Here is a 20,097-nt window from a genome sequence, read left to right as displayed (position 1 = left end):
GAGCATGCAACGGCGGCCCGGATCAGTGCCAGTGACAGAAGCGCAATTTTTTCTTCATACAGCTGGCGCGCATTTTAAGCCCGGCCGATATCGGCGAACTGCGCCTGAGTGTGCTCGGCCAGCACCGCCGGTGCCAATTCCACTTCCAGTCCTCGCCGCCCGGCACTCACATAGATAGTCGCGAACCCCTGAGCGGAATTGTCGATGAAGGTGCGCAGGCGTTTCTTCTGCCCGAGCGGGCTGATGCCGCCCAACAGGTAGCCGGTTGAACGTTGCGCGGCAGCCGGGTCAGCCATTTCGGCTTTCTTCACTCCAGCGGCATGGGCCAGGCCCTTGAGGTCGAGCGTTCCGACGACCGGCACCACAGCTACCAGCAGTTCGCCTTTTTCACTGGCGGCCAGCAAGGTTTTGAACACTTGCGCCGGTGCGAGCCCGAGCTTCTCCGCCGCCTCCAGCCCATAGGACGCGGCTTTCGGATCATGTTCGTAACTGTGCACGCGATGTTCGGCACGAACTTTTTTCAACAAGTCCAACGCTGGGGTCATGGCAGCTCCGGGTTCGGCAATCTTTGAAAAAACCTGCGGCAGATTCTAGGTCATCGTTGGGCAAAAGGCTCTATTCCAAGCCGCGAATCCCGTGGCTTCGCGCTGCATTCAAGCTGATCGCCGCGCTGATCATTCACACGGCGAATAGTTTTATTGTGACCGGCGGTTCACTTTCGACCTTTGACAGGTTTGTTTCTTGTCTATATTTTTTCGAATCTGAATAATGTAAGAATCATGCTTAACGCAGTACCCAGCAGTAACCCGGGAACCGAATGGGGATTCCGACCCGGTGAAGATCGCGCCCTGCTCCGTTGGCAAGGCGCCACACAAGAAAAAGAACCGAGGTTTTCAATGACAGCTGCTTTACCGCAACCATCGCTTTCCGGCCAATGCATGGCCGAGTTTCTGGGCACCGCCCTTCTGATCTTCTTCGGCACCGGTTGTGTCGCCGCGCTCAAAGTCGCAGGTGCCAGCTTCGGCCTGTGGGAGATCAGCATCATCTGGGGCGTCGGCGTGAGCATGGCGATCTACCTCACCGCCGGGGTTTCCGGCGCGCACCTGAACCCGGCCGTGAGCATTGCTCTGGCAATCTTCGCTGACTTCGAAAAGCGCAAACTGCCGTTCTACATCCTTTCGCAGATTGCCGGCGCCTTCTGCGGCGCATTGCTGGTCTACACGCTCTACAGCAATCTGTTCTTCGATTACGAACAAACCCACCAGATGGTTCGTGGCTCGGCTGCCAGCCTGGAATTGGCCTCGGTGTTCTCCACCTACCCGAACCCGGTGCTGTCGACGGCCCAGGCCTTTCTGGTCGAGATGATCATCACCGCGATCCTGATGGGCGTGATCATGGCCCTGACCGATGACAACAACGGCCTGCCACGAGGCCCCATGGCGCCGCTGCTGATCGGTCTGCTGATTGCCGTGATCGGCAGTGCGATGGGTCCGCTGACCGGTTTCGCGATGAACCCTGCGCGTGACTTCGGTCCGAAACTGATGACTTTCTTTACCGGTTGGGGTGAAATTTCCTTCACCGGTGGTCGTGATATTCCGTATTTCCTGATTCCGATTTTTGCACCGATTGTCGGTGCCTGCCTCGGCGCTGCCGGGTATCGCGGGCTCATCGCCCGTCACCTGACCGGCGCCACACCTGCTACAAAGGATGCAGAACCGGCCATTGACGGCAAACCAAGAACTTCTTGAAACAGTCGGCGCCGGCTCCTGCCCATCCGAGCCGGCGCCACGGCCCACTCTCGTTTTTTTCGTCCAAGGCAATCGACATGACCGACATTCAGAACAAGAACTACATCATTGCCCTTGATCAGGGTACGACCAGTTCGCGCGCGATCATCTTCGACCGCGACGCGAACGTAGTCTGCACCGCGCAGCGCGAATTCGTTCAGCATTACCCGCAGGCCGGTTGGGTCGAGCACGACCCGATGGAAATCTTCGCCACCCAGAGCGCGGTGATGGTTGAAGCGCTGGCCCAGGCCGGCCTGCACCATGACCAGGTTGCCGCGATCGGTATCACCAACCAGCGTGAAACCACCGTGGTCTGGGACAAGACCACCGGCCGCCCCGTGTATAACGCGATCGTCTGGCAGTGCCGCCGCAGCACCGAGATCTGCCAGCAGCTCAAGCGCGATGGCCACGAAGACTACATCCGCGACACCACCGGCCTGGTCACCGACCCGTACTTCTCCGGCACCAAACTGAAGTGGATCCTCGATAACGTCGAAGGCAGCCGCGAGCGTGCGCGCAACGGCGAGCTGCTGTTCGGCACCGTCGATAGCTGGCTGATCTGGAAATTCACCGGCGGCAAGGTGCACGTCACCGACTACACCAACGCCTCGCGCACCATGCTCTTCAACATTCACTCGCTGGAGTGGGACTCGAAGATGCTGGAGATCCTCGACATCCCGCGCGAGATGCTCCCGGAAGTCAAAGCGTCCTCGGAAATCTACGGTCGCACCAAGAGCGGCATCGCCATCGGCGGTATCGCCGGCGACCAGCAAGCGGCACTGTTCGGGCAGATGTGCGTCGAGCCGGGCCAGGCGAAAAACACCTACGGCACCGGTTGCTTCCTGCTGATGAACACCGGCGACAAAGCAGTGAAATCCCAGCATGGAATGCTCACCACTATCGCCTGCGGCCCGCGCGGCGAAGTTGCCTACGCACTGGAGGGTGCCGTGTTCAACGGCGGTTCGACCGTGCAGTGGCTGCGTGATGAACTGAAAATCGTCAACGACGCCCACGACACCGAATACTTTGCCAACAAGGTCAAGGACAGCAACGGTGTGTATCTGGTGCCGGCGTTTACCGGTCTCGGCGCGCCGTACTGGGACCCGTATGCCCGTGGCGCACTGTTCGGCCTGACGCGCGGCGTCCGCGTGGATCACATCATCCGCGCCGCGCTGGAGTCGATCGCCTACCAGACCCGCGACGTACTCGACGCCATGCAACAGGATTCCGGCGAACGCCTCAAAGCCCTGCGCGTGGACGGCGGTGCGGTGGCGAACAACTTCCTCATGCAGTTCCAGGCCGACATCCTCGGCACCCAGGTCGAACGCCCGCAAATGCGCGAAACCACCGCACTCGGCGCGGCTTATCTGGCCGGCCTGGCCTGCGGTTTCTGGGGCAGCCTGGAAGAACTGCGCGGCAAGGCAGTGATCGAGCGCGAGTTCGAACCGAGCCTTGACGAAACCGAGAAAGAGAAACTCTACAAAGGCTGGAAAAAAGCCGTCAGCCGCACCCGTGACTGGGCGCGTGAGGACGCTGAATAAGCCAGCCTTGAGTTACACATAGGTATCTAACTGGTCGGGAGCGGATTCCTGCGGCATCATGGGCAAATTTTGCACGGCAGCCCAAAGGAAGCCCCATGAATCTGCCTCCCCGTCAGCAGCAAATCCTCGAGCTGGTCCGCGAACGCGGCTATGTGAGCATCGAGGAAATGGCCACGCTGTTCGTTGTCACCCCGCAAACAATCCGCCGCGACATCAACCAGCTCGCGGAAGCCAATCTGCTGCGTCGCTACCACGGTGGCGCCGCTTACGATTCCAGTGTCGAAAACACCGCGTATGCCATGCGTGCCGATCAGATGCGTGATGAAAAGCAACGCATCGGTGAAGCCATTGCCGCGCAGATCCCCGATCACGCCTCGCTGTTCATCAATATCGGTACCACCACCGAATCGATCGCTCGCGCCCTGCTCAATCACAGTCACCTGAAGATCATCACCAACAACCTGCACGTCGCCTCGATGCTCAGCGCCAAGGATGATTTCGATGTGCTGCTGACCGGCGGCAACGTGCGCCGCGACGGTGGTGTGGTCGGTCAGGCGAGTGTGGACTTCATCAATCAGTTCAAGGTCGATTTCGCCTTGGTCGGGATCAGCGGGATCGATGAGGACGGCAGCCTGCTCGACTTCGACTATCAGGAGGTCCGGGTCAGCCAGGCGATCATCGCCAACGCGCGACAGGTGATTCTGGCAGCGGATTCGAGCAAGTTCGGGCGTAATGCGATGATTCGACTGGGGCCGATCAGCCTGATCGATTGTCTGGTCACCGATCAGCAGCCGGTACCGGCGCTGACGCAGTTGTTGAGTCAGCACAAGATTCGTCTGGAAGTCGTCTGAACCCTCTCCCTCGCTGACCGAACCGACGCCTTCGCGAGCAGGCTCGCTCCCACTCTTGGAATGTATTGCAAAATGTGGGAGCGAGCCTGCTCGCGAAAACAATCGATCACACAACACATCTTCTGCGCCCTTGCGCGCGTTCATGTTCGAAAATTTTCTTTTAATCGCCCTTCGATGAGTTTTTTCAATCGAACGCGACTGGCTGCGCGCGTGTTTATGGGCTACCATTTTCGCAAATGAACATTTATGTTCGATTTCCAAGACTAAATCAAAAGAACCGAGGCCAGCCGATGTCCACCTCTACCTTGCGTACGCCCCCTCTCTCCGAGATCTATGACGTTGCCGTGATTGGCGGCGGGATCAACGGCGTCGGGATCGCAGCGGATGCCGCCGGTCGCGGTCTTTCGGTGTTCCTTTGCGAAAAAGACGACCTGGCCAGCCACACCTCGTCGGCCAGCAGCAAGCTGATCCACGGTGGCCTGCGCTATCTGGAACATTACGAATTCCGTCTGGTGCGTGAAGCGCTCGCCGAGCGTGAAGTGTTGCTGGCCAAGGCGCCGCATATCGTCAAACCGATGCGTTTCGTACTGCCACACCGCCCGCACCTGCGTCCGGCGTGGATGATTCGTGCCGGCCTGTTCCTCTACGACAACCTCGGCAAACGTGAAAAGCTGCCAGGTTCGAAAAGCCTGAAGTTCGGCGCCGACAGCGCGCTGAAAAGCGAAATCAAGAAAGGCTTCGAATACTCCGATTGCTGGGTCGATGACGCCCGCCTCGTGGTCCTGAACGCCATGGCCGCCCGTGAAAAAGGCGCGCATGTGCATACCCAGACCCGCTGTGTCAGTGCCCGCCGCACCAAAGGTTTGTGGCATCTGCATCTGGAGCGCGCCGACGGCAGTTTGTTTTCGATCACCGCCAAAGCACTGGTCAACGCCGCCGGCCCATGGGTGGCCAAGTTCATCCGTGACGACCTGAAGATGGAATCGCCGTATGGCATCCGTCTGATCCAGGGCAGCCACATCATCGTGCCGAAACTGTACGAAGGCGAACATGCGCATATTCTGCAAAACGAAGATCAGCGCATCGTTTTCACTATTCCGTACCTGAACCACTTCACTCTGATCGGCACTACCGACCGCGAATACACCGGCGACCCGGCGAAAGTAGCGATCACCGAAGGCGAAACCGATTACGTGCTGAAAGTGGTCAACGCCCACTTCAAGAAGCAGCTGAGCCGCGAAGACATCCTGCACAGCTACTCGGGCGTTCGGCCGCTGTGCAACGACGAATCCGACAACCCGTCTGCGGTCACTCGCGATTACACCCTGGCGCTGTCGGGCAACGCCGAGGAAGCGCCGCTGCTGTCGGTGTTCGGCGGCAAGCTGACCACTTACCGCAAGCTCGCCGAGTCGGCGATGGCGCAGTTGATGCCGTTCTTCACCCAGATGCGCCCGAGCTGGACCGCGACCGCCACCCTGCCCGGCGGCGAAGACATGACCACGCCAGAGGCCCTGAGCGCGCGGATTCGCGACAAGTTCGATTTCGTCCCGACCGAAATCGCCCGGCGCTGGGCCGTCACCTACGGCAGCCGCACCTGGCGCATGCTTGAAGGCGTGGAAAGCCTGGCCGACATGGGTGAGCACATCGGCGGCGGGCTCTACACCCGCGAAGTCGATTACCTGTGCAGCGAAGAGTGGGCCACTACGGCGCACGACATCCTGTGGCGCCGCACCAAGCTAGGCTTGTTCACCACAGCGGAGGAACAGCAGAAGCTGTCGACGTATCTGGGCAAGGTTGAGCAGAACCGGAAGATCGAGGCGGCTTGATCTTCGCCCCATAGCTTGAACGAAAGCCCCTGAATTGTGAGATTCAGGGGCTTTTTGTTATGTGGACTTTGTTGAACCTGATTGGGGCAGTTGGATCTTTTCCCCCTCACCCCAGCCCTCTCCCCCAGGGGGTAGAGGGGAAAGGGAGCCGATCTCCGTGGGTTCCAAAGTCCGAGGTCGACTCGGTATCTCACGTCGCCGTAACTCGACCATCCACCGCAGTCAGTCCCCTCTCCCCTCCGGGAGAGGGTTAGGGTGAGGGGCTTTTGATCGTTCGGTTTTCCGAACGCGACTCCACAGTCGATTCGGTTAACCGGATCATGCCTTCATAAAATTACCGCCATAAAACTTTAATAACGTTATAAAACAACCGCTTAACGGACTTCGACTGCTCTGGCACGAGTCATGCTCTACACTCTCTCGACGAATGCCTGCTGTGCCAACACTTCAGGAGCCGTCAGGCATTCGAAGCACAAAAAGGGCCGACAAACTGGCTCCATAAAAAAAACAATGTCGAGGAAAATTTGATGCGCATCGTTCCCCATATCCTGGGCGCAGCCATTGCTGCCGCTCTGATCAGCACGCCAGTTTTCGCCGCCGAACTCACCGGCACCCTGAAGAAGATCAAAGAGTCCGGTGTCATCACCCTGGGCCACCGTGACGCCTCCATTCCGTTCTCCTACATCGCTGATGCGTCCGGCAAGCCGGTCGGCTACTCGCACGATATCCAGATGAAGATCGTCGACGCGATCAAGAAAGACCTCGATTTGCCGGACCTGCAAGTCAAATACAACCTCGTCACCTCGCAGACCCGTATCCCGCTGGTGCAGAACGGCACCGTGGACGTCGAGTGCGGTTCGACCACCAACAACGTCGAGCGTCAGCAGCAGGTCGACTTCTCCGTCGGCATCTTCGAAATCGGTACCCGTCTGCTGTCCAAGAAAGACTCCAAGTACAAGGATTTCGACGATCTGAAAGGCAAGAACGTCGTAACCACCGCCGGCACCACCTCCGAGCGCATCCTCAAGGCGATGAACGCCGACAAGCAGATGGGCATGAACGTCATCTCCGCCAAAGACCACGGCGAGTCCTTCCAGATGCTGGAATCGGGCCGTGCCGTTGCCTTCATGATGGATGACGCACTGCTGGCCGGCGAAGCCGCCAAGGCCAAGAAAGCCGCCGATTGGGAAGTGACCGGCACGCCACAGTCGTACGAAATCTACGGCTGCATGATGCGCAAAGGCGACGAGCCGTTCAAAAAGGCTGTGGATGACGCGATCAAGGCCACCTACGCTTCGGGCGAAATCAACAAGATCTACGAGAAGTGGTTCATGCAGCCGATTCCGCCAAAAGGCCTGAACCTGAACTTCCCGATGAGCGACGAGCTCAAGACCCTGATCGCCAATCCGACCGACAAAGCGGCTGACGACAAGAAGTCCTGATTTTCTGACTAACCTTATCCCCTGAGGAGGCGCCTGCCTTTTCAGGGGATGGTCACTCCCTGCTGGCATTTTTCTGGAAACACTCGAACCGGTGGCTGTCGAGCCGATCGCGTGTGCCCGGTCTTTAAAAAAAGACTGGGGAGGGAACGGAGTTCCCCAGGCGGGCACTTGTACATCGATCGAATCGAGGGGAGACCCTAATGAATTACAACTGGGACTGGGGCGTGTTCTTCAAGTCCACCGGCGTGGGCAGCGAGACCTATCTCGACTGGTTCATCTCCGGTCTGGGCTGGACCATCGCCATCGCCGTCGTGGCGTGGATCATCGCCCTGCTGCTCGGCTCGCTGCTGGGCATCATGCGCACCGTGCCGAATCGCATCGTATCGGGCATCGCGACCTGCTACGTCGAGCTGTTCCGTAACGTGCCGCTGCTGGTGCAGCTGTTCATCTGGTACTTCCTGGTGCCCGATCTGCTGCCGCCGGATCTGCAGGAGTGGTACAAGCAGGACCTCAATCCAACCACCTCGGCCTACCTGAGCGTTGTCGTCTGCCTCGGTCTGTTCACCGCTGCCCGTGTCTGCGAGCAAGTGCGCACCGGTATCCAGGCGCTGCCCCGTGGTCAGGAATCCGCCGCCCGCGCGATGGGTTTCAAGCTGCCGCAGATCTACTGGAACGTGCTGCTGCCCCAGGCCTACCGGATCATCATTCCGCCGCTCACCTCGGAATTCCTCAACGTGTTCAAGAACTCCTCCGTGGCGTCCCTGATCGGTTTGATGGAATTGCTGGCGCAGACCAAACAGACCGCCGAGTTCTCGGCCAACCTGTTCGAAGCGTTCACCCTGGCAACCCTGATCTATTTCACCCTCAACATGAGCCTGATGCTGCTGATGCGCCTGGTCGAGAAGAAAGTCGCGGTGCCCGGCCTGATCTCCGTGGGGGGTAAATAATGGAATTCGATTTCAGTGGCATCGTCCCGGCCATTCCCGGTTTGTGGAACGGCATGGTGATGACCCTCAAGCTGATGGCCATGGGCGTGATCGGCGGGATGATTCTCGGCACGATCCTCGCGCTGTGCCGTCTGTCACACAACAAGCTGCTGTCGAGCATCGCTGGCGCCTACGTCAACTATTTCCGCTCGATCCCGCTGTTGCTGGTGATCACCTGGTTCTACCTGGCGGTGCCGTTCGTGCTGCGCTGGATCACCGGCGAAGACACGCCGATCGGCGCGTTCACCTCGTGCGTCGTGGCGTTCATGATGTTCGAAGCGGCGTACTTCTGCGAAATCGTCCGTGCCGGTGTGCAGTCGATTTCCAAGGGCCAGATGGGTGCTGCTCAGGCACTGGGCATGAACTACGGGCAGATGATGCGCCTGATCATCCTGCCGCAGGCGTTCCGCAAGATGACCCCGCTGCTGCTGCAGCAGAGCATCATCCTGTTCCAGGACACCTCGCTGGTCTACACCGTGGGCCTGGTGGATTTCCTCAACGCCTCGCGTGCCAGCGGCGACATCATCGGCCGCTCCAATGAGTTCCTGATTTTCGCCGGTCTCGTGTACTTCATCATCAGCTTCGCCGCCTCGCGGTTGGTCAAGCGTCTGCAAAAAAGGTTCGCCGTATGATCTCTATCAAAAACATCAACAAGTGGTATGGGGACTTCCAGGTGCTGACTGATTGCAGCACCGAGGTCAAGAAAGGCGAAGTGATCGTGGTCTGCGGCCCGTCGGGTTCCGGCAAGTCGACGCTGATCAAATGCGTCAACGCCCTGGAGCCGTTCCAGAAAGGTGATGTCGTGGTTGACGGCACGTCGATCGCCGACCCGAAAACCAACCTGCCGAAACTGCGTTCGCGCGTGGGCATGGTGTTCCAGCATTTCGAGCTTTTCCCGCACCTGACCATCACCGAAAACCTGACCATCGCGCAGATCAAGGTGCTCGGCCGCAGCAAGGAAGAGGCGACCAAAAAGGGTCTGCAGCTGCTTGAGCGCGTCGGCCTGTCGGCGCACGCCCACAAGCACCCGGGGCAACTGTCCGGCGGGCAGCAACAGCGTGTGGCGATTGCCCGTGCGCTGGCGATGGACCCGATCGTCATGCTGTTCGACGAACCGACCTCGGCGCTCGATCCGGAAATGGTCAACGAAGTGCTCGACGTGATGGTGCAACTGGCTCACGAAGGCATGACCATGATGTGCGTGACCCACGAAATGGGCTTCGCCCGTAAAGTGGCCGACCGGGTGATCTTCATGGATCAAGGCAAGATCATCGAGGACTGCCCGAAAGAGGAATTCTTCGGCGACATCAGCGCCCGCTCCGAACGCGCGCAGCACTTCCTCGAGAAAATCCTGCAGCACTAAAAGCAACACACCCGCACCCTGTCTGTGGGGTGCGGGCAGCCTGACAATGAGATCCCCTGTGGCGAGGGGATTTATCCCCGTCCGGCTGCGCAGCAGTCGTAAACCCTGTGCATGCGGTCTTTCAGTTAAACCGCGGTGATGGTTTTGGGGCCGCTTCGCGGCCCAACGGGGATAAATCCCCTCGCCACAGGCACAAACAAGTGTTGTGGTTGACCCAAGGCATCTGTGATGAAATGCGACCCCACTCTTTATCGCGCTGCCGAGCCATCACTTGCCGTGAAGCCCCGTCTGATCCGTCATCTGTTCCTGCCGCCACTGATCATCGCCCTGATGGTCGGCCTGGGTTTCATCGGCTTCTGGACCAGTGAACACTTCGGCATCCGCAGCCTCGGCGAAAACGGCCAGCGTCAGCTGGAACTGCACGCCCGCGCGGTCGAAAGCGAGATCAGCAAATACACTTACCTGCCCAGCCTGCTGGAACTCGAAACGAGTGTGCCGCAGTTGCTGGCCGATCCGACCCCGGAGCACCGGCAGACGGTCAACGATTACCTCGAAGGCCTGAACCGCCGCAGCCGCAGCCGGGCCATCTACGTCATGGACACCACCGGCCGGGTCATGGCCACCAGCAACTGGCGCGATGTCGACAGTTACCTGGGTGAAGACCTGTCCTTCCGCGCCTATTTCAAAGACGCCGTGCGCGGCCAGCCCGGGCGCTTCTACGGCATCGGCAGCACCAATGGCGAACCCGGTTACTACCTCGCCCACGGCCTCGAAGAGCACGGCAAGATCATCGGTGTCGCGGTGGTCAAGGTGCGTCTGGAAGCCATGGAAGAACGCTGGCAGCGGGCGCGACTGGAAGCGTTCGTCAGCGATGAGAACGGCATCATCATTCTCTCCAGCGATCCGGCCAGGCGGCTGAAATCGGTGATCCCGCTCAGCGATGAGGTCAAGGAAAAACTCGCTCGCAGCCTGCAGTACTACTGGTTCCCGCTCAACGAACTGCAACCGCTGGCCCGCGAGACATTGGCCGAAGGCGTGGAGAAACTGACCTTCCCCGCCAACAGCGAATTACAGCCCGATGAAGACGACATCAGTTATCTGGCGCAAACCCGACTGCTGAGCGACACGCCGTGGAATTTCACCCTGCTCACGCCGTTGCAGGACCTGCGCCGCGAAGCCATCAACCAAGGCATTCTGGTGGCGGTGGCGTTCGCCCTGTTTGCCTTCCTGCTGATTGCCTGGAACGAGCGGCGCAAAGTCCTCGCCACCCGCCTCGCCGCCCGCGAAGCGTTGCAGGAAGCCAACAGCCAACTGGAGCGTCGGATTACCGAACGCACCGCCGATCTGCGCGCCAGCAACGAACGCCTGAAGAGTCAGATCCGCGAGCGTCGCCAGGCCGAGGAGACTTTGCGCCGCGCTCAGGATGAACTGGTGCAGGCCGGCAAACTCGCGGCCATCGGCCAGATGTCGACCAGCATCGCCCATGAATTGAACCAGCCCCTGGCGGCCATGCGCACGCTGTCGGGCAACACCGTGCGCTTTCTCGAGCGCGGCCAACTCGACGTCGCCAGCACCAACCTCAAGACCATCAACGACCTGATCGACCGCATGGGCCGGATCACCGCCAGCCTGCGTTCGTTCGCCCGGCGCGGCGACAACAAGGGTCAGGCCAGTCTAGGCAAAGCCGTCGACGCCGCGTTGCAAGTGCTCGGTGCGCGCCTGGAAAACACCGCGCTGCAGATTCACCGGCAGTTTGCCGATGTGCAGTTGCTGATCGATCAGACTCGCCTCGAACAGATCCTCGTCAACCTGATCGGCAACGCCCTCGACGCCATGCACGCGCAACCGCAGCCGCAGCTGTGGCTGGAGGGTGAAGAATTCAACGGCAAGTATCGCTTGCGGGTGCGTGACAATGGCCACGGCATCGACGCCGAAGCGCGCAAGCATCTGTTCGAACCGTTCTTCACCACCAAACCCGGCGAGCAAGGCCTGGGACTGGGCCTGACCCTGTCCGCCAGCCTCGCCGCCGCCACCGGCGGGCACCTGGGTGTCGAACACCCGGCCGGCGGTGGCACCACTTTCGTCCTCAGTTTACCGTTGGTAAGCCCTCTTTCTGCCGAGCCAATATGAACCCTGAACTCAGTGTGCTGATTGTCGAAGACGACCCCCATGTGCTGCTCGGCTGCCAACAGGCGCTGACCCTCGAAGACATTCCGTGCATCGGCGTCGGCAGTGCCGAAGAGGCGCTGGCGCAGGTCGGCGACAACTTTGCCGGCATCGTCATCAGCGACATCCGCCTGCCGGGCATCGATGGCCTGGAATTGCTCACCCGCCTCAAGCAGCGTGATCGCAGCCTGCCGGTGGTGCTGATAACCGGCCACGGCGACATTTCCATGGCTGTCGGCGCGATGCAGAAAGGCGCCTACGATTTCATGGAAAAACCGTTCTCGCCGGAACGCCTGGTCGATGTCGCGCGGCGGGCGCTGGAGCAACGCAGCCTCGCCCGTGAAGTGTCATCGCTACGTCGGCAACTGGCCGAACGCGATTCGCTGGAAGGGCGGATTATCGGCCGCTCACCGGCGATGCAGAACCTGCGCGAGCTGATCGCCAACGTCGCCGACACCTCGGCCAACGTCTTGATCGAAGGCGAGACCGGCACCGGCAAGGAACTGGTCGCTCGTTGCCTGCACGATTTCAGTCGGCGCCACAGCAAACAGTTCGTCGCGCTGAACTGCGGCGGCCTGCCGGAAAACCTTTTTGAAAGCGAGATCTTCGGCCACGAAGCCAATGCCTTCACCGGCGCCGGCAAACGGCGCATCGGCAAGATCGAGCACGCCGACGGCGGCACGCTGTTCCTCGATGAAGTGGAAAGCATGCCGCTGCCGTTGCAGATCAAGTTGCTGCGCGTACTGCAGGAACGCACCCTTGAACGCCTCGGCTCGAACCAGAGCGTGGCCGTGGATTGCCGGGTGATTGCGGCGACCAAATCCGACCTTGATGAGTCGAGCAAGGCCGGGGAATTTCGCAGCGACTTGTACTACCGCCTCAACGTCGTGACCCTGGAATTGCCACCGCTGCGCGAACGCCGCGAAGACATCCTGCAACTGTTCGAGCATTTCACCCAGCAGTCGGCGCTGCGCTTCGACCGCGCGCTGCCGGAGCTGGACAACCAGACCCTGTCGAACCTGATGAGCCACGACTGGCCGGGCAACGTGCGCGAACTGCGCAACGTCGCCGAACGCTTCGCCCTCGGCCTGCCGGCTTTCAAGAAATCCGGGGCCAGCGCCGGCCAGGGCCTGGCGTTTGCCGAAGCGGTGGAAGCGTTCGAGCGCAATCTGCTGGTCGACGCCTTGCAACGCAGCGGCGGCAACCTGACCCAGGCCAGCCAGGAACTGGGCATGGCCAAGACCACGCTGTTCGACAAAGTCAAAAAGTACGGGCTGAGCCACTGATGGATCTGATTCTCAAAGCCGCTATCGGCGCCGCAGTCGTGCTGATCCTCGCTGCGCTGTCGAAGACCAGAAACTACTACATCGCCGGTCTGGTGCCGCTGTTCCCGACCTTTGCCCTGATTGCGCACTACATCGTTGGCAAGGGCCGTTCGGTCGACGATCTGAAGACCACGATCGTCTTCGGCATGTGGTCGATCATTCCCTACTTCGTGTATCTGGCGACGCTGTATGTGATGGTCGACCGCATGCGCCTGGAAGCATCGCTGGCCGTGGCGGCGGTGGCGTGGCTGATGGCGGCAACGGTATTGGTGAGCGTGTGGGTCCGGCTGCATGCCTGAACCCACGTGCATCAGCCTCTAGCGACCGTAGACTCGGGCCAGTTGCGCGGACGACAGAGCATCCTCGAACGGCACTGGCACTGACTTCACCGCACCGTAGAGATTGCGGTAGCGCCAGTAGTTGCCGTTCTGCGCCAGTTGATAACCGCGCTCGACCACGCGCTGGCCGTCGAGCACGTAACGCAGGGTTTCCTGCGCGGCCGGCGGTGGCGTCGGTTGCATCAGGTCGGCGCTCAACACGCGCATGGATTCATCAATACATTCATCCAGCACGGCGGTGACCTTGGCCAGGTCAAGGGCGCCGTCATCGATGCATTGCTTGCCGCAACGACGGATCGGCTGACTGGCCACTTCGATGCGCATGCGGTACAGCGGCGAGCCGGCGATATCCTGTAATTGCACCTGATTGACCAGCACGAAACTGCCGCGATCGGGCGTCAGCATCAGCTTCGGTTCGATCAGCAACCGTGCCGTGACCGCACCTGCCCCCTGCTTGAATCCGGAGACTTGCGACGCCGCCTGAAAACGCTGTTGCAAGCGCTCCTGCAACGGCACGCCGGCGAGCAGGTCGGCCAGCGGCCGCGATTCGTTCAGCGCGGCTTTTTCGGCATCGCGCTGTAACGTACCGGAACCCATTTGCGTGTTGATCAGACTGGCCACCAGAATGCCCGCCAGCCCGGCGCCCGCACCGGAGCTCGACACCAGCGTGTAACTGGAATTCGCCGCGTTCACTGCCGCCTTGCTGTCGATCACCGTGCTGGCGCCGACAAACTCCGCCGGCAGTTGCACGTCGACCTTCAGTCCGTGTGCCTGCACATAGCTCATGGCCGCCTGATCCTTGAAACCGGCCTCAGGTGCCGGTTTCTGCGCACAGCCAGGCAACGCCAGCAGCGAGATCGCCGCGAGGGTCAGCGCCAGACGTTTCATTGCGCGAACGGGGCGATCATTTGCTGACGGCTGTTATCCATCGCCTGATAAAACGCGTTGGACAGGTTGGTGTAGGACGGCTCGTCCCACTCGCCTTGCGCGGCTTGCACAGCGGCGAATGGCTGGTACCACAGGAGTTTGTTGTCCGACAGATCGATCACCATGCCCTGGCCGCCGACCTGGGCCATCGGCACGCTGGTGGGCACGATGCTGTAGTAGCTGCGGGTGGCACCGGTGGCATAGATCGACACCAGCAACAGACGGTCGATGCCGTGGGCAGCTTTCATCGGCGACAGGTCCTTGGTCATGTAGCCCTCGCGGAAATCGACTTCCTTGAAGGTCTTCAGATCGACCTTTTCATCAATGCGCTTGGCCTTGTAGCCCTTGGCTTGCAGCTTGGCGACGATGGCGTCGGGCAGGGTTTCCAGATCGCGCACCTGCCAGGTTTCGACGTTGGCGCTGAGCTTGCTGTTGACGCCGGCATTGATGGCGTAATCGAGGATGCCCTGATTGCCGGTCAGCGCCAGCACCGGCGACGGTACGACGGTAATGGCCACACCGATGGTCGGCTCTTTGGCATCCCAGAACTGTTTGTCCAAGGCCACGGGCGGTTGCACATGGGCGCAGCCGGTGAGAGTCAGTACGGCGAGCAGGGCCAGCGCGGCCCATTGACGTGTAGCGCGAAAAATCATGGATCAAGTCCCTATGTCTGAAAACGTTCCTGCGCCTTATCGGCAACAACGCGGCAAACAATAGTGGCACATTGATATTTTTTTGGCGACAGGATGCTGGCGCACTCTTACAGCAGATTGTTCGGCGCCGGCGGATCGACCCGAGCCCAATGCGAAGTGTCCTCGCGATGCGCCTGCAAATACGGCAGCACCGCCGCCAGCAACGGCTCCTTGAACGCCTCCTGAAAGCGATGCGCCAGTCCCGGAATCAGTTTCAACTGACTGCCCTGAATGTGCGCCGCCAGATGCACGCCGTGCATCACCGGCAGCAGCGGATCTGCCGTGCCGTGCACCACCAGGGTCGGCACGCGCAGCTGATTGAGCAATGCCACCCGGCTCGGTTCGGCAAGGATTGCCATGATCTGGCGCTTGACGCCTTCGGGGTTGAACGCGCGGTCGTAGGATGCCGCCGCCTGTTGCAGCAAGGCCTGTCGATCATCCGTCACCGCCGGGCTACCGAGTGCCGCGAGCAGATCGGCCTGTTGCTCCAGCGCTACCTCGCGGTTCGGCGCACCTCGGCGCGAGAGCAACTGCACGAGCGCCGCACTCGGTGCCGGCAGGCCTTCAGCGCCGGAAGTGGTCATGATCAGGGTCAGGCTTTCCACCCGCTGCGGCGCCATTGCCGCCATGTGCTGGGCGATCATCCCGCCCATGCTCGCGCCGAGCACGTGGAATTGCTCAACCTTCAGCGCCGTCATCAAACCCAGCGCATCGTCGGCCATGTCAGTCAGGCTGTACGGGGCCGAGACCGGTAAACCGAGCTTGTAACGCAGCACTTCGAAGGTCAGGTTGGCCTCGATCGGCGCCTGCCGCCAGGTCGACAATCCGACGTCGCGGTTGTCATAGCGGATCACCCGGAAACCCTGCTGGCACAAAGCGACAACCACTTCATCCGGCCAGTGGATCAACTGCCCACCCAGGCCCATGACCAGCAACAGCGCCGGGTCTGATGCACGGCCGATACTTTGATAGGCAAGACTGACCTGCGCCAGCTCGGCGTGCTCGGTCGGCACGTTGACATCACAGCGCCCGGCTGCAAACGAGCCGGCCCCGAACAAAAGCGCGGCCAACGCGGCCGCGACTGAAAAAACTCTCTTGAACATGAAAAACACCAAAACGCAGCACCCCAGTAGAGCGCGAGTCTGATGAAGTTCGCTCAAGCGCGCTGCCACAGTTGCATGACAGTTTGATGAAGAGTGCCGAGCGGTCGTCTGTCGAATGCCCGCCGGATCCTCGCCGACAGATCGACAAAGCCAACGTCATGAGACAAACTCACCTTCCTCGCATTCTTCACAAGTTTTCTTCATGGAGCCCCGCCGGTGCTTGAAATCCGACATCTGAAAACCCTGCACGCCCTGCGCGAAGCCGACAGCCTGGTGGATGCCGCTGATCGCCTGCATCTGACGCAATCCGCTCTATCGCATCAATTCAAAGAGCTGGAAGAGCGCATGGGCATGCAGTTGTTCGTGCGCAAGACCAAACCGGTGCGCTTCACCAGCGCCGGTTTGCGCCTGCTGCAACTGGCCGACGCCACCCTGCCGCTGTTGCGCGCCGCTGAACGGGACATCGGTCGGCTGGCCGGTGGCACCGCCGGGCGTCTGCACATGGCTATCGAATGTCACAGCTGCTTTCAGTGGCTGATGCCGACCATCGACCAGTTCCGCGATGCCTGGCCGGAGGTCGAGCTGGACCTGGCTTCGGGTTTCGCTTTCGCCCCACTGCCGGCACTGGCGCGCGGCGATCTGGATCTGGTGGTGACCTCCGATCCGCTGGAAATTGCCGGCATCACTTACGTGCCGCTGTTCACTTACGAAGCCATGCTCGCGGTGGCCAATCAGCATGCGCTGGCGAGCAAGCCGTACATCGTTCCCGAAGATTTGTTGACGGAAACGCTGATCACCTACCCGGTCGAGCGTGATCGCCTGGACATCTTCACCCGCTTCCTCGAACCGGCCGACATCGAACCTGCGCAGGTGCGCACTTCAGAACTGACGGTGATGATGATGCAACTGGTCGCCAGCGGCCGTGGCGTCTGCGGGATGCCGCACTGGGCGCTGCATGAATACAGCTCGCGCGGCTATGTGAAGGGCAAACGGTTGGGTGAGAAAGGCTTGTTCGCGACGCTGTACGCGGCGATTCGCACGGACATGCTCGACGCGCCGTACATGCGCGATTTCCTGCTGACCGCCAAGGACACCTCGTTCTCGACCCTCGATGGGGTCAGTGCCGTACGCTGATTTTTCCGAGCAAGAGTTCCCCCTGTGGGAGCGAGCCTGCTCGCGAAAGCGGTGGATGATTCAGCGATGATGTCGGCTGGACGGACGCCTTCGCGAGCAGGCTCGCTCCCACAAGGATTGTCGTGGTGGGTCAGAGCTGGCGCCACATGTGGATCTTGTCGAAGTAGTCTTCGCCCACCCGCACGGCGAGTGGTTCGAGGCCGAACTGAATGAAGCCGCAACGCTGGTACAACTGAAAAGCCGCGTCATTGCCGGCGGTGACAGTGAGCTGCAGCAGCTTCAGCGCCGGATGCTTTTGCGCTTCGGCCAATGCCGCCTGCACCAGATCAAAGCCCAGCCCCTTGCGACGAAAATCCGCCGAGACATACATGCCGAACAGCGTGGCCTTGTGTCGTGCCTTCTCGCGCGGTTCAAAGGCCAGGCCGACAATCCCGGCCAACGTCCCGGCATCGAATGCCCCCAGCACCACATCGAGCTTGCTGGTCAGGCGCCCTTCCCACCAACTCAATGGCATCACCGCGCGTTCGCGCACGCTGGAGGTGAACGCTTGCGGATGCCTGTCATAGGCTTCAAGCATCAATTCGCGATAAGCCAGGGCGTGGCTGGCGTCCAGCCGTTCAATCCACATGTCAGGCGGTCCGCCGTTGTTCGAGCATCAGCCGTACGGCGAGGCCGCCGAGCACCATGCCCATGAAATAGCGCTGCATCGCCAGCCACGTCGGGTTGCGCACAAACCATGAGGCGATGCCTGCGGCGAACAGCGCGATCAACAGATTGACGCTGAAGCTGACGCCGATCTGCGTGAGCCCGAGGACGATGCTTTGGGTGAACACCGAGCCGTGCTCAGGGCTGATGAATTGCGGAAACACCGACAGATAGAACACGGCGATCTTCGGGTTCAGCGCGCTGGTGAGAAAGCCCATGGTGATCAGCTTACGCGACGAGTCCGGCGGCAATTGCTGCGCTTCGAACGGCGAACGCGCGCCGGGTTTCAGGGCTTGCCAGGCCAGCCACAGCAGGTACAGCGCACCGGCCCATTTCAACACTTCATAAGCCATCGGCACGGCAAGAAACACTGCCGTCAAACCCGCCGCCGCAGCGAACATATGCACGAAGAACCCGCCGACCACGCCGAGCAGCGACGTCACCCCCGCGCGGCGTCCCTGACAGATCGAACGCGAGATCAGGTAGATCATGTTCGGCCCCGGCGTCAGCACCATCAGCAGCGCGGCGGCGGCGAAGATCAGCAGGTCTTGCAACGGGATCATGGCAACGTCCTTTGCGGGAATGATCAGGCGAGTGCAGTCAGTGAACGGCGATAAAACGGCAGGATGTGTTCGCGTGTCAATGGCGCCAGCTCGAGCGCCGGATCAGTGGCCGGATCGACCCAGATGACTTCCTCGATTTCCGCCGCCGGACACACGTCAGTATCGATGGTCAATTGGAAGATCTCCGCGTGCACGATGAAGCCCGGCTCGTTGGCGGCGGGGGCGGAAAAACTGTTGAGAAAGATCGCCTGCGCCGGGTCGATCTGCAGCCCGAGTTCTTCTTCCAGTTCACGGGCCAATGCGTGCACTGGCAACTCGTGGGCTTCGATCTTGCCGCCCGGTTGCATGAAGGCCGTGGTGCCGCGCTTGCGCACCAGCAGGGTCTGGCCTTGGGCGTTGAGCAACAGGGCGGCGGCGATATGGATGATGCAGGGCGAAACGGCGGATGTCGGCGTCATGAGTCGAAAAATGCCTTGTGCGAAAAAATCGCAGGATCCCACGCCCGACGCGCCTGCGTCATCAGAAGATCCCTACAAGGAGCATCCGTGATCAGCCTGACTCTGACGACAAGTCCGCCCAAAAGCTCGGAAATTTCCCACTCGCGAATTTGGTAGCGTTATTCATCGCTGCCCGGCAGCCATTCGCTACATCGCCTAAGAGGGAAAACGCTGCATGTCTGACATTTCAACGCTCAAGGAAAAGAACAATCTCAAGACGCTCCATTTCATTCTCCTGACCGTAGTCACCATGGGGCTCTACTCGGTTGTATGGCTGCACAAAACAACAACCGTGGTTGAGGAGGTCACTCAAATCAAGACACTGAGCCAGACCGGTCTGGTCGTTTATCTGGCGCTCTGTGGTATCGGAGGGATCTTTTTCACCGTATCTGATCCGCGGTTCATAGCCACGGGGTATGCGATGACGGTCATTGCCCAGCTCATCGCCATTGCTTGGTGCTTTCGAGTTCGCAGAGCCTTGCGCGCCTACACACTGACCAAACAACTTCGAACCGCGAATGAACCGCTTGTATTCAGTCCTGTTCACCTTCTATCACATCAATTACTGCATCAACGATATGGCCAGGGCCAAGCACAAACATGACCAGAAACGGCAAACGCCTCAGGAATCGGTCGCGGCATAAACAAAAAGGTAATCGTCGATTTCGCGTGCAAGTTAGCTTCCACCTTTCACTGCAATTCCTTGTGCGAGCTTGCTCGCGAAGGCGTTCGTCAATGCCACAAGTTTGCCCACCAGTATTGCTGCATGGCTGCTTCTCGCGGTCAACAGCCAAGTCAACTGGCATCGTAAGCGAGACGGCTCCGATGTAGCCGAGGAGAGGGACGTCTGC

General features: G+C 60.3%; 20 protein-coding genes. 13 read left to right on the top strand and 7 right to left on the bottom strand.

Features of this window, described 5'->3' with window-relative positions; genetic code table 11:
• Positions 1-74 precede the first annotated feature (74 nt).
• Complete coding sequence (gene ybaK / locus AB4N48_RS03435; RefSeq protein WP_095181783.1) at positions 75-545, bottom strand: Cys-tRNA(Pro) deacylase; 471 nt, start codon at positions 543-545, stop codon at positions 75-77.
• A 351-nt stretch (positions 546-896) separates the two neighbouring features.
• Here ybaK and AB4N48_RS03430 point away from each other — a divergent pair, with 351 nt between their 5' ends.
• From AB4N48_RS03430 to AB4N48_RS03380, 11 genes are all read left to right on the top strand, one after another.
• Positions 897-1,748, top strand: a complete 852-nt coding sequence (locus AB4N48_RS03430; protein WP_016773396.1) for an MIP/aquaporin family protein — start codon at positions 897-899, stop codon at positions 1,746-1,748.
• Positions 1,749-1,825: 77 nt separating this feature from the next.
• Positions 1,826-3,328 (top strand): glycerol kinase GlpK, encoded by a 1,503-nt coding sequence (gene glpK / locus AB4N48_RS03425; protein ID WP_024014162.1) that lies wholly within the window; start codon positions 1,826-1,828, stop codon positions 3,326-3,328.
• 95 nt (positions 3,329-3,423) lie between these two features.
• Positions 3,424-4,179, top strand: coding sequence for a DeoR/GlpR family transcriptional regulator (locus AB4N48_RS03420; RefSeq protein ID WP_095181782.1), 756 nt, complete (start codon positions 3,424-3,426; stop codon positions 4,177-4,179).
• Between the two features lie 290 nt (positions 4,180-4,469).
• Positions 4,470-6,005 (top strand): glycerol-3-phosphate dehydrogenase, encoded by a 1,536-nt coding sequence (glpD, locus tag AB4N48_RS03415; protein WP_076564008.1) that lies wholly within the window; start codon positions 4,470-4,472, stop codon positions 6,003-6,005.
• Positions 6,006-6,532: 527 nt separating this feature from the next.
• Positions 6,533-7,447 carry a glutamate/aspartate ABC transporter substrate-binding protein gene (locus AB4N48_RS03410; protein ID WP_150741890.1) on the top strand — a complete coding sequence of 305 codons (915 nt, stop codon included), beginning with the start codon at positions 6,533-6,535 and terminating at the stop codon, positions 7,445-7,447.
• Positions 7,448-7,647: 200 nt separating this feature from the next.
• On the top strand, positions 7,648-8,394 hold the full coding sequence (locus AB4N48_RS03405) for an amino acid ABC transporter permease (RefSeq protein WP_056790046.1): 747 nt from the start codon (positions 7,648-7,650) through the stop codon (positions 8,392-8,394).
• On the top strand, positions 8,394-9,065 hold the full coding sequence (locus AB4N48_RS03400; protein WP_016773391.1) for an amino acid ABC transporter permease: 672 nt from the start codon (positions 8,394-8,396) through the stop codon (positions 9,063-9,065). Before AB4N48_RS03405 ends, AB4N48_RS03400 begins: the two co-directional genes overlap by 1 nt.
• Entirely contained in the window at positions 9,062-9,796 is a 735-nt protein-coding gene (locus AB4N48_RS03395; protein WP_016773390.1) for an amino acid ABC transporter ATP-binding protein, read from the top strand. Before AB4N48_RS03400 ends, AB4N48_RS03395 begins: the two co-directional genes overlap by 4 nt.
• Positions 9,797-10,024: 228 nt before the next feature.
• Positions 10,025-11,926 carry a two-component sensor histidine kinase AauS gene (aauS, locus tag AB4N48_RS03390; protein ID WP_406227310.1) on the top strand — a complete coding sequence of 634 codons (1,902 nt, stop codon included), beginning with the start codon at positions 10,025-10,027 and terminating at the stop codon, positions 11,924-11,926.
• A gap of 44 nt (positions 11,927-11,970) precedes the next feature.
• Positions 11,971-13,248 (top strand): two-component response regulator AauR, encoded by a 1,278-nt coding sequence (aauR, locus tag AB4N48_RS03385; protein ID WP_231507471.1) that lies wholly within the window; start codon positions 11,971-11,973, stop codon positions 13,246-13,248.
• An 8-nt stretch (positions 13,249-13,256) separates the two neighbouring features.
• Positions 13,257-13,586, top strand: coding sequence for a GlpM family protein (locus AB4N48_RS03380; RefSeq protein WP_177342732.1), 330 nt, complete (start codon positions 13,257-13,259; stop codon positions 13,584-13,586).
• A gap of 18 nt (positions 13,587-13,604) precedes the next feature.
• Here AB4N48_RS03380 and AB4N48_RS03375 read toward each other — a convergent pair whose 3' ends face one another.
• From AB4N48_RS03375 to AB4N48_RS03365, 3 genes are all read right to left on the bottom strand, one after another.
• On the bottom strand, positions 13,605-14,513 hold the full coding sequence (locus AB4N48_RS03375; RefSeq protein WP_122507766.1) for a hypothetical protein: 909 nt from the start codon (positions 14,511-14,513) through the stop codon (positions 13,605-13,607).
• Entirely contained in the window at positions 14,510-15,205 is a 696-nt protein-coding gene (locus AB4N48_RS03370) for a hypothetical protein (protein ID WP_024014168.1), read from the bottom strand. The genes AB4N48_RS03375 and AB4N48_RS03370 overlap by 4 nt, the downstream gene beginning before the upstream one ends.
• A gap of 107 nt (positions 15,206-15,312) precedes the next feature.
• Complete coding sequence (locus tag AB4N48_RS03365; protein ID WP_056790057.1) at positions 15,313-16,347, bottom strand: alpha/beta fold hydrolase; 1,035 nt, start codon at positions 16,345-16,347, stop codon at positions 15,313-15,315.
• A gap of 216 nt (positions 16,348-16,563) precedes the next feature.
• On the opposite strand from AB4N48_RS03365, the gene metR reads away from it, so the two are divergent.
• Positions 16,564-17,481 carry a transcriptional regulator MetR gene (gene metR / locus AB4N48_RS03360; protein ID WP_016773382.1) on the top strand — a complete coding sequence of 306 codons (918 nt, stop codon included), beginning with the start codon at positions 16,564-16,566 and terminating at the stop codon, positions 17,479-17,481.
• A 130-nt stretch (positions 17,482-17,611) separates the two neighbouring features.
• On the opposite strand, the gene AB4N48_RS03355 is transcribed toward metR, so the two are convergent.
• Genes AB4N48_RS03355 through AB4N48_RS03345 form a run of 3 tightly spaced genes read right to left on the bottom strand, consistent with a single transcriptional unit; the run spans position 17,612 to position 19,207 of the window.
• Complete coding sequence (locus AB4N48_RS03355; RefSeq protein ID WP_024014170.1) at positions 17,612-18,109, bottom strand: GNAT family N-acetyltransferase; 498 nt, start codon at positions 18,107-18,109, stop codon at positions 17,612-17,614.
• A gap of 1 nt (position 18,110) precedes the next feature.
• Positions 18,111-18,749 (bottom strand): LysE family translocator, encoded by a 639-nt coding sequence (locus tag AB4N48_RS03350; RefSeq protein ID WP_460094799.1) that lies wholly within the window; start codon positions 18,747-18,749, stop codon positions 18,111-18,113.
• 23 nt (positions 18,750-18,772) lie between these two features.
• Positions 18,773-19,207, bottom strand: coding sequence for an NUDIX hydrolase (locus tag AB4N48_RS03345; protein WP_095181775.1), 435 nt, complete (start codon positions 19,205-19,207; stop codon positions 18,773-18,775).
• A gap of 214 nt (positions 19,208-19,421) precedes the next feature.
• Here AB4N48_RS03345 and AB4N48_RS03340 point away from each other — a divergent pair, with 214 nt between their 5' ends.
• Positions 19,422-19,850, top strand: coding sequence for a DUF4234 domain-containing protein (locus AB4N48_RS03340; protein ID WP_460094798.1), 429 nt, complete (start codon positions 19,422-19,424; stop codon positions 19,848-19,850).
• Positions 19,851-20,097 lie beyond the last annotated feature (247 nt).

Source organism: Pseudomonas sp. S2_C11, assembly GCF_054668395.1.
Note: the sequence above shows the minus strand (reverse complement) of the source record. Positions and strands in the feature narration are given on the sequence as shown.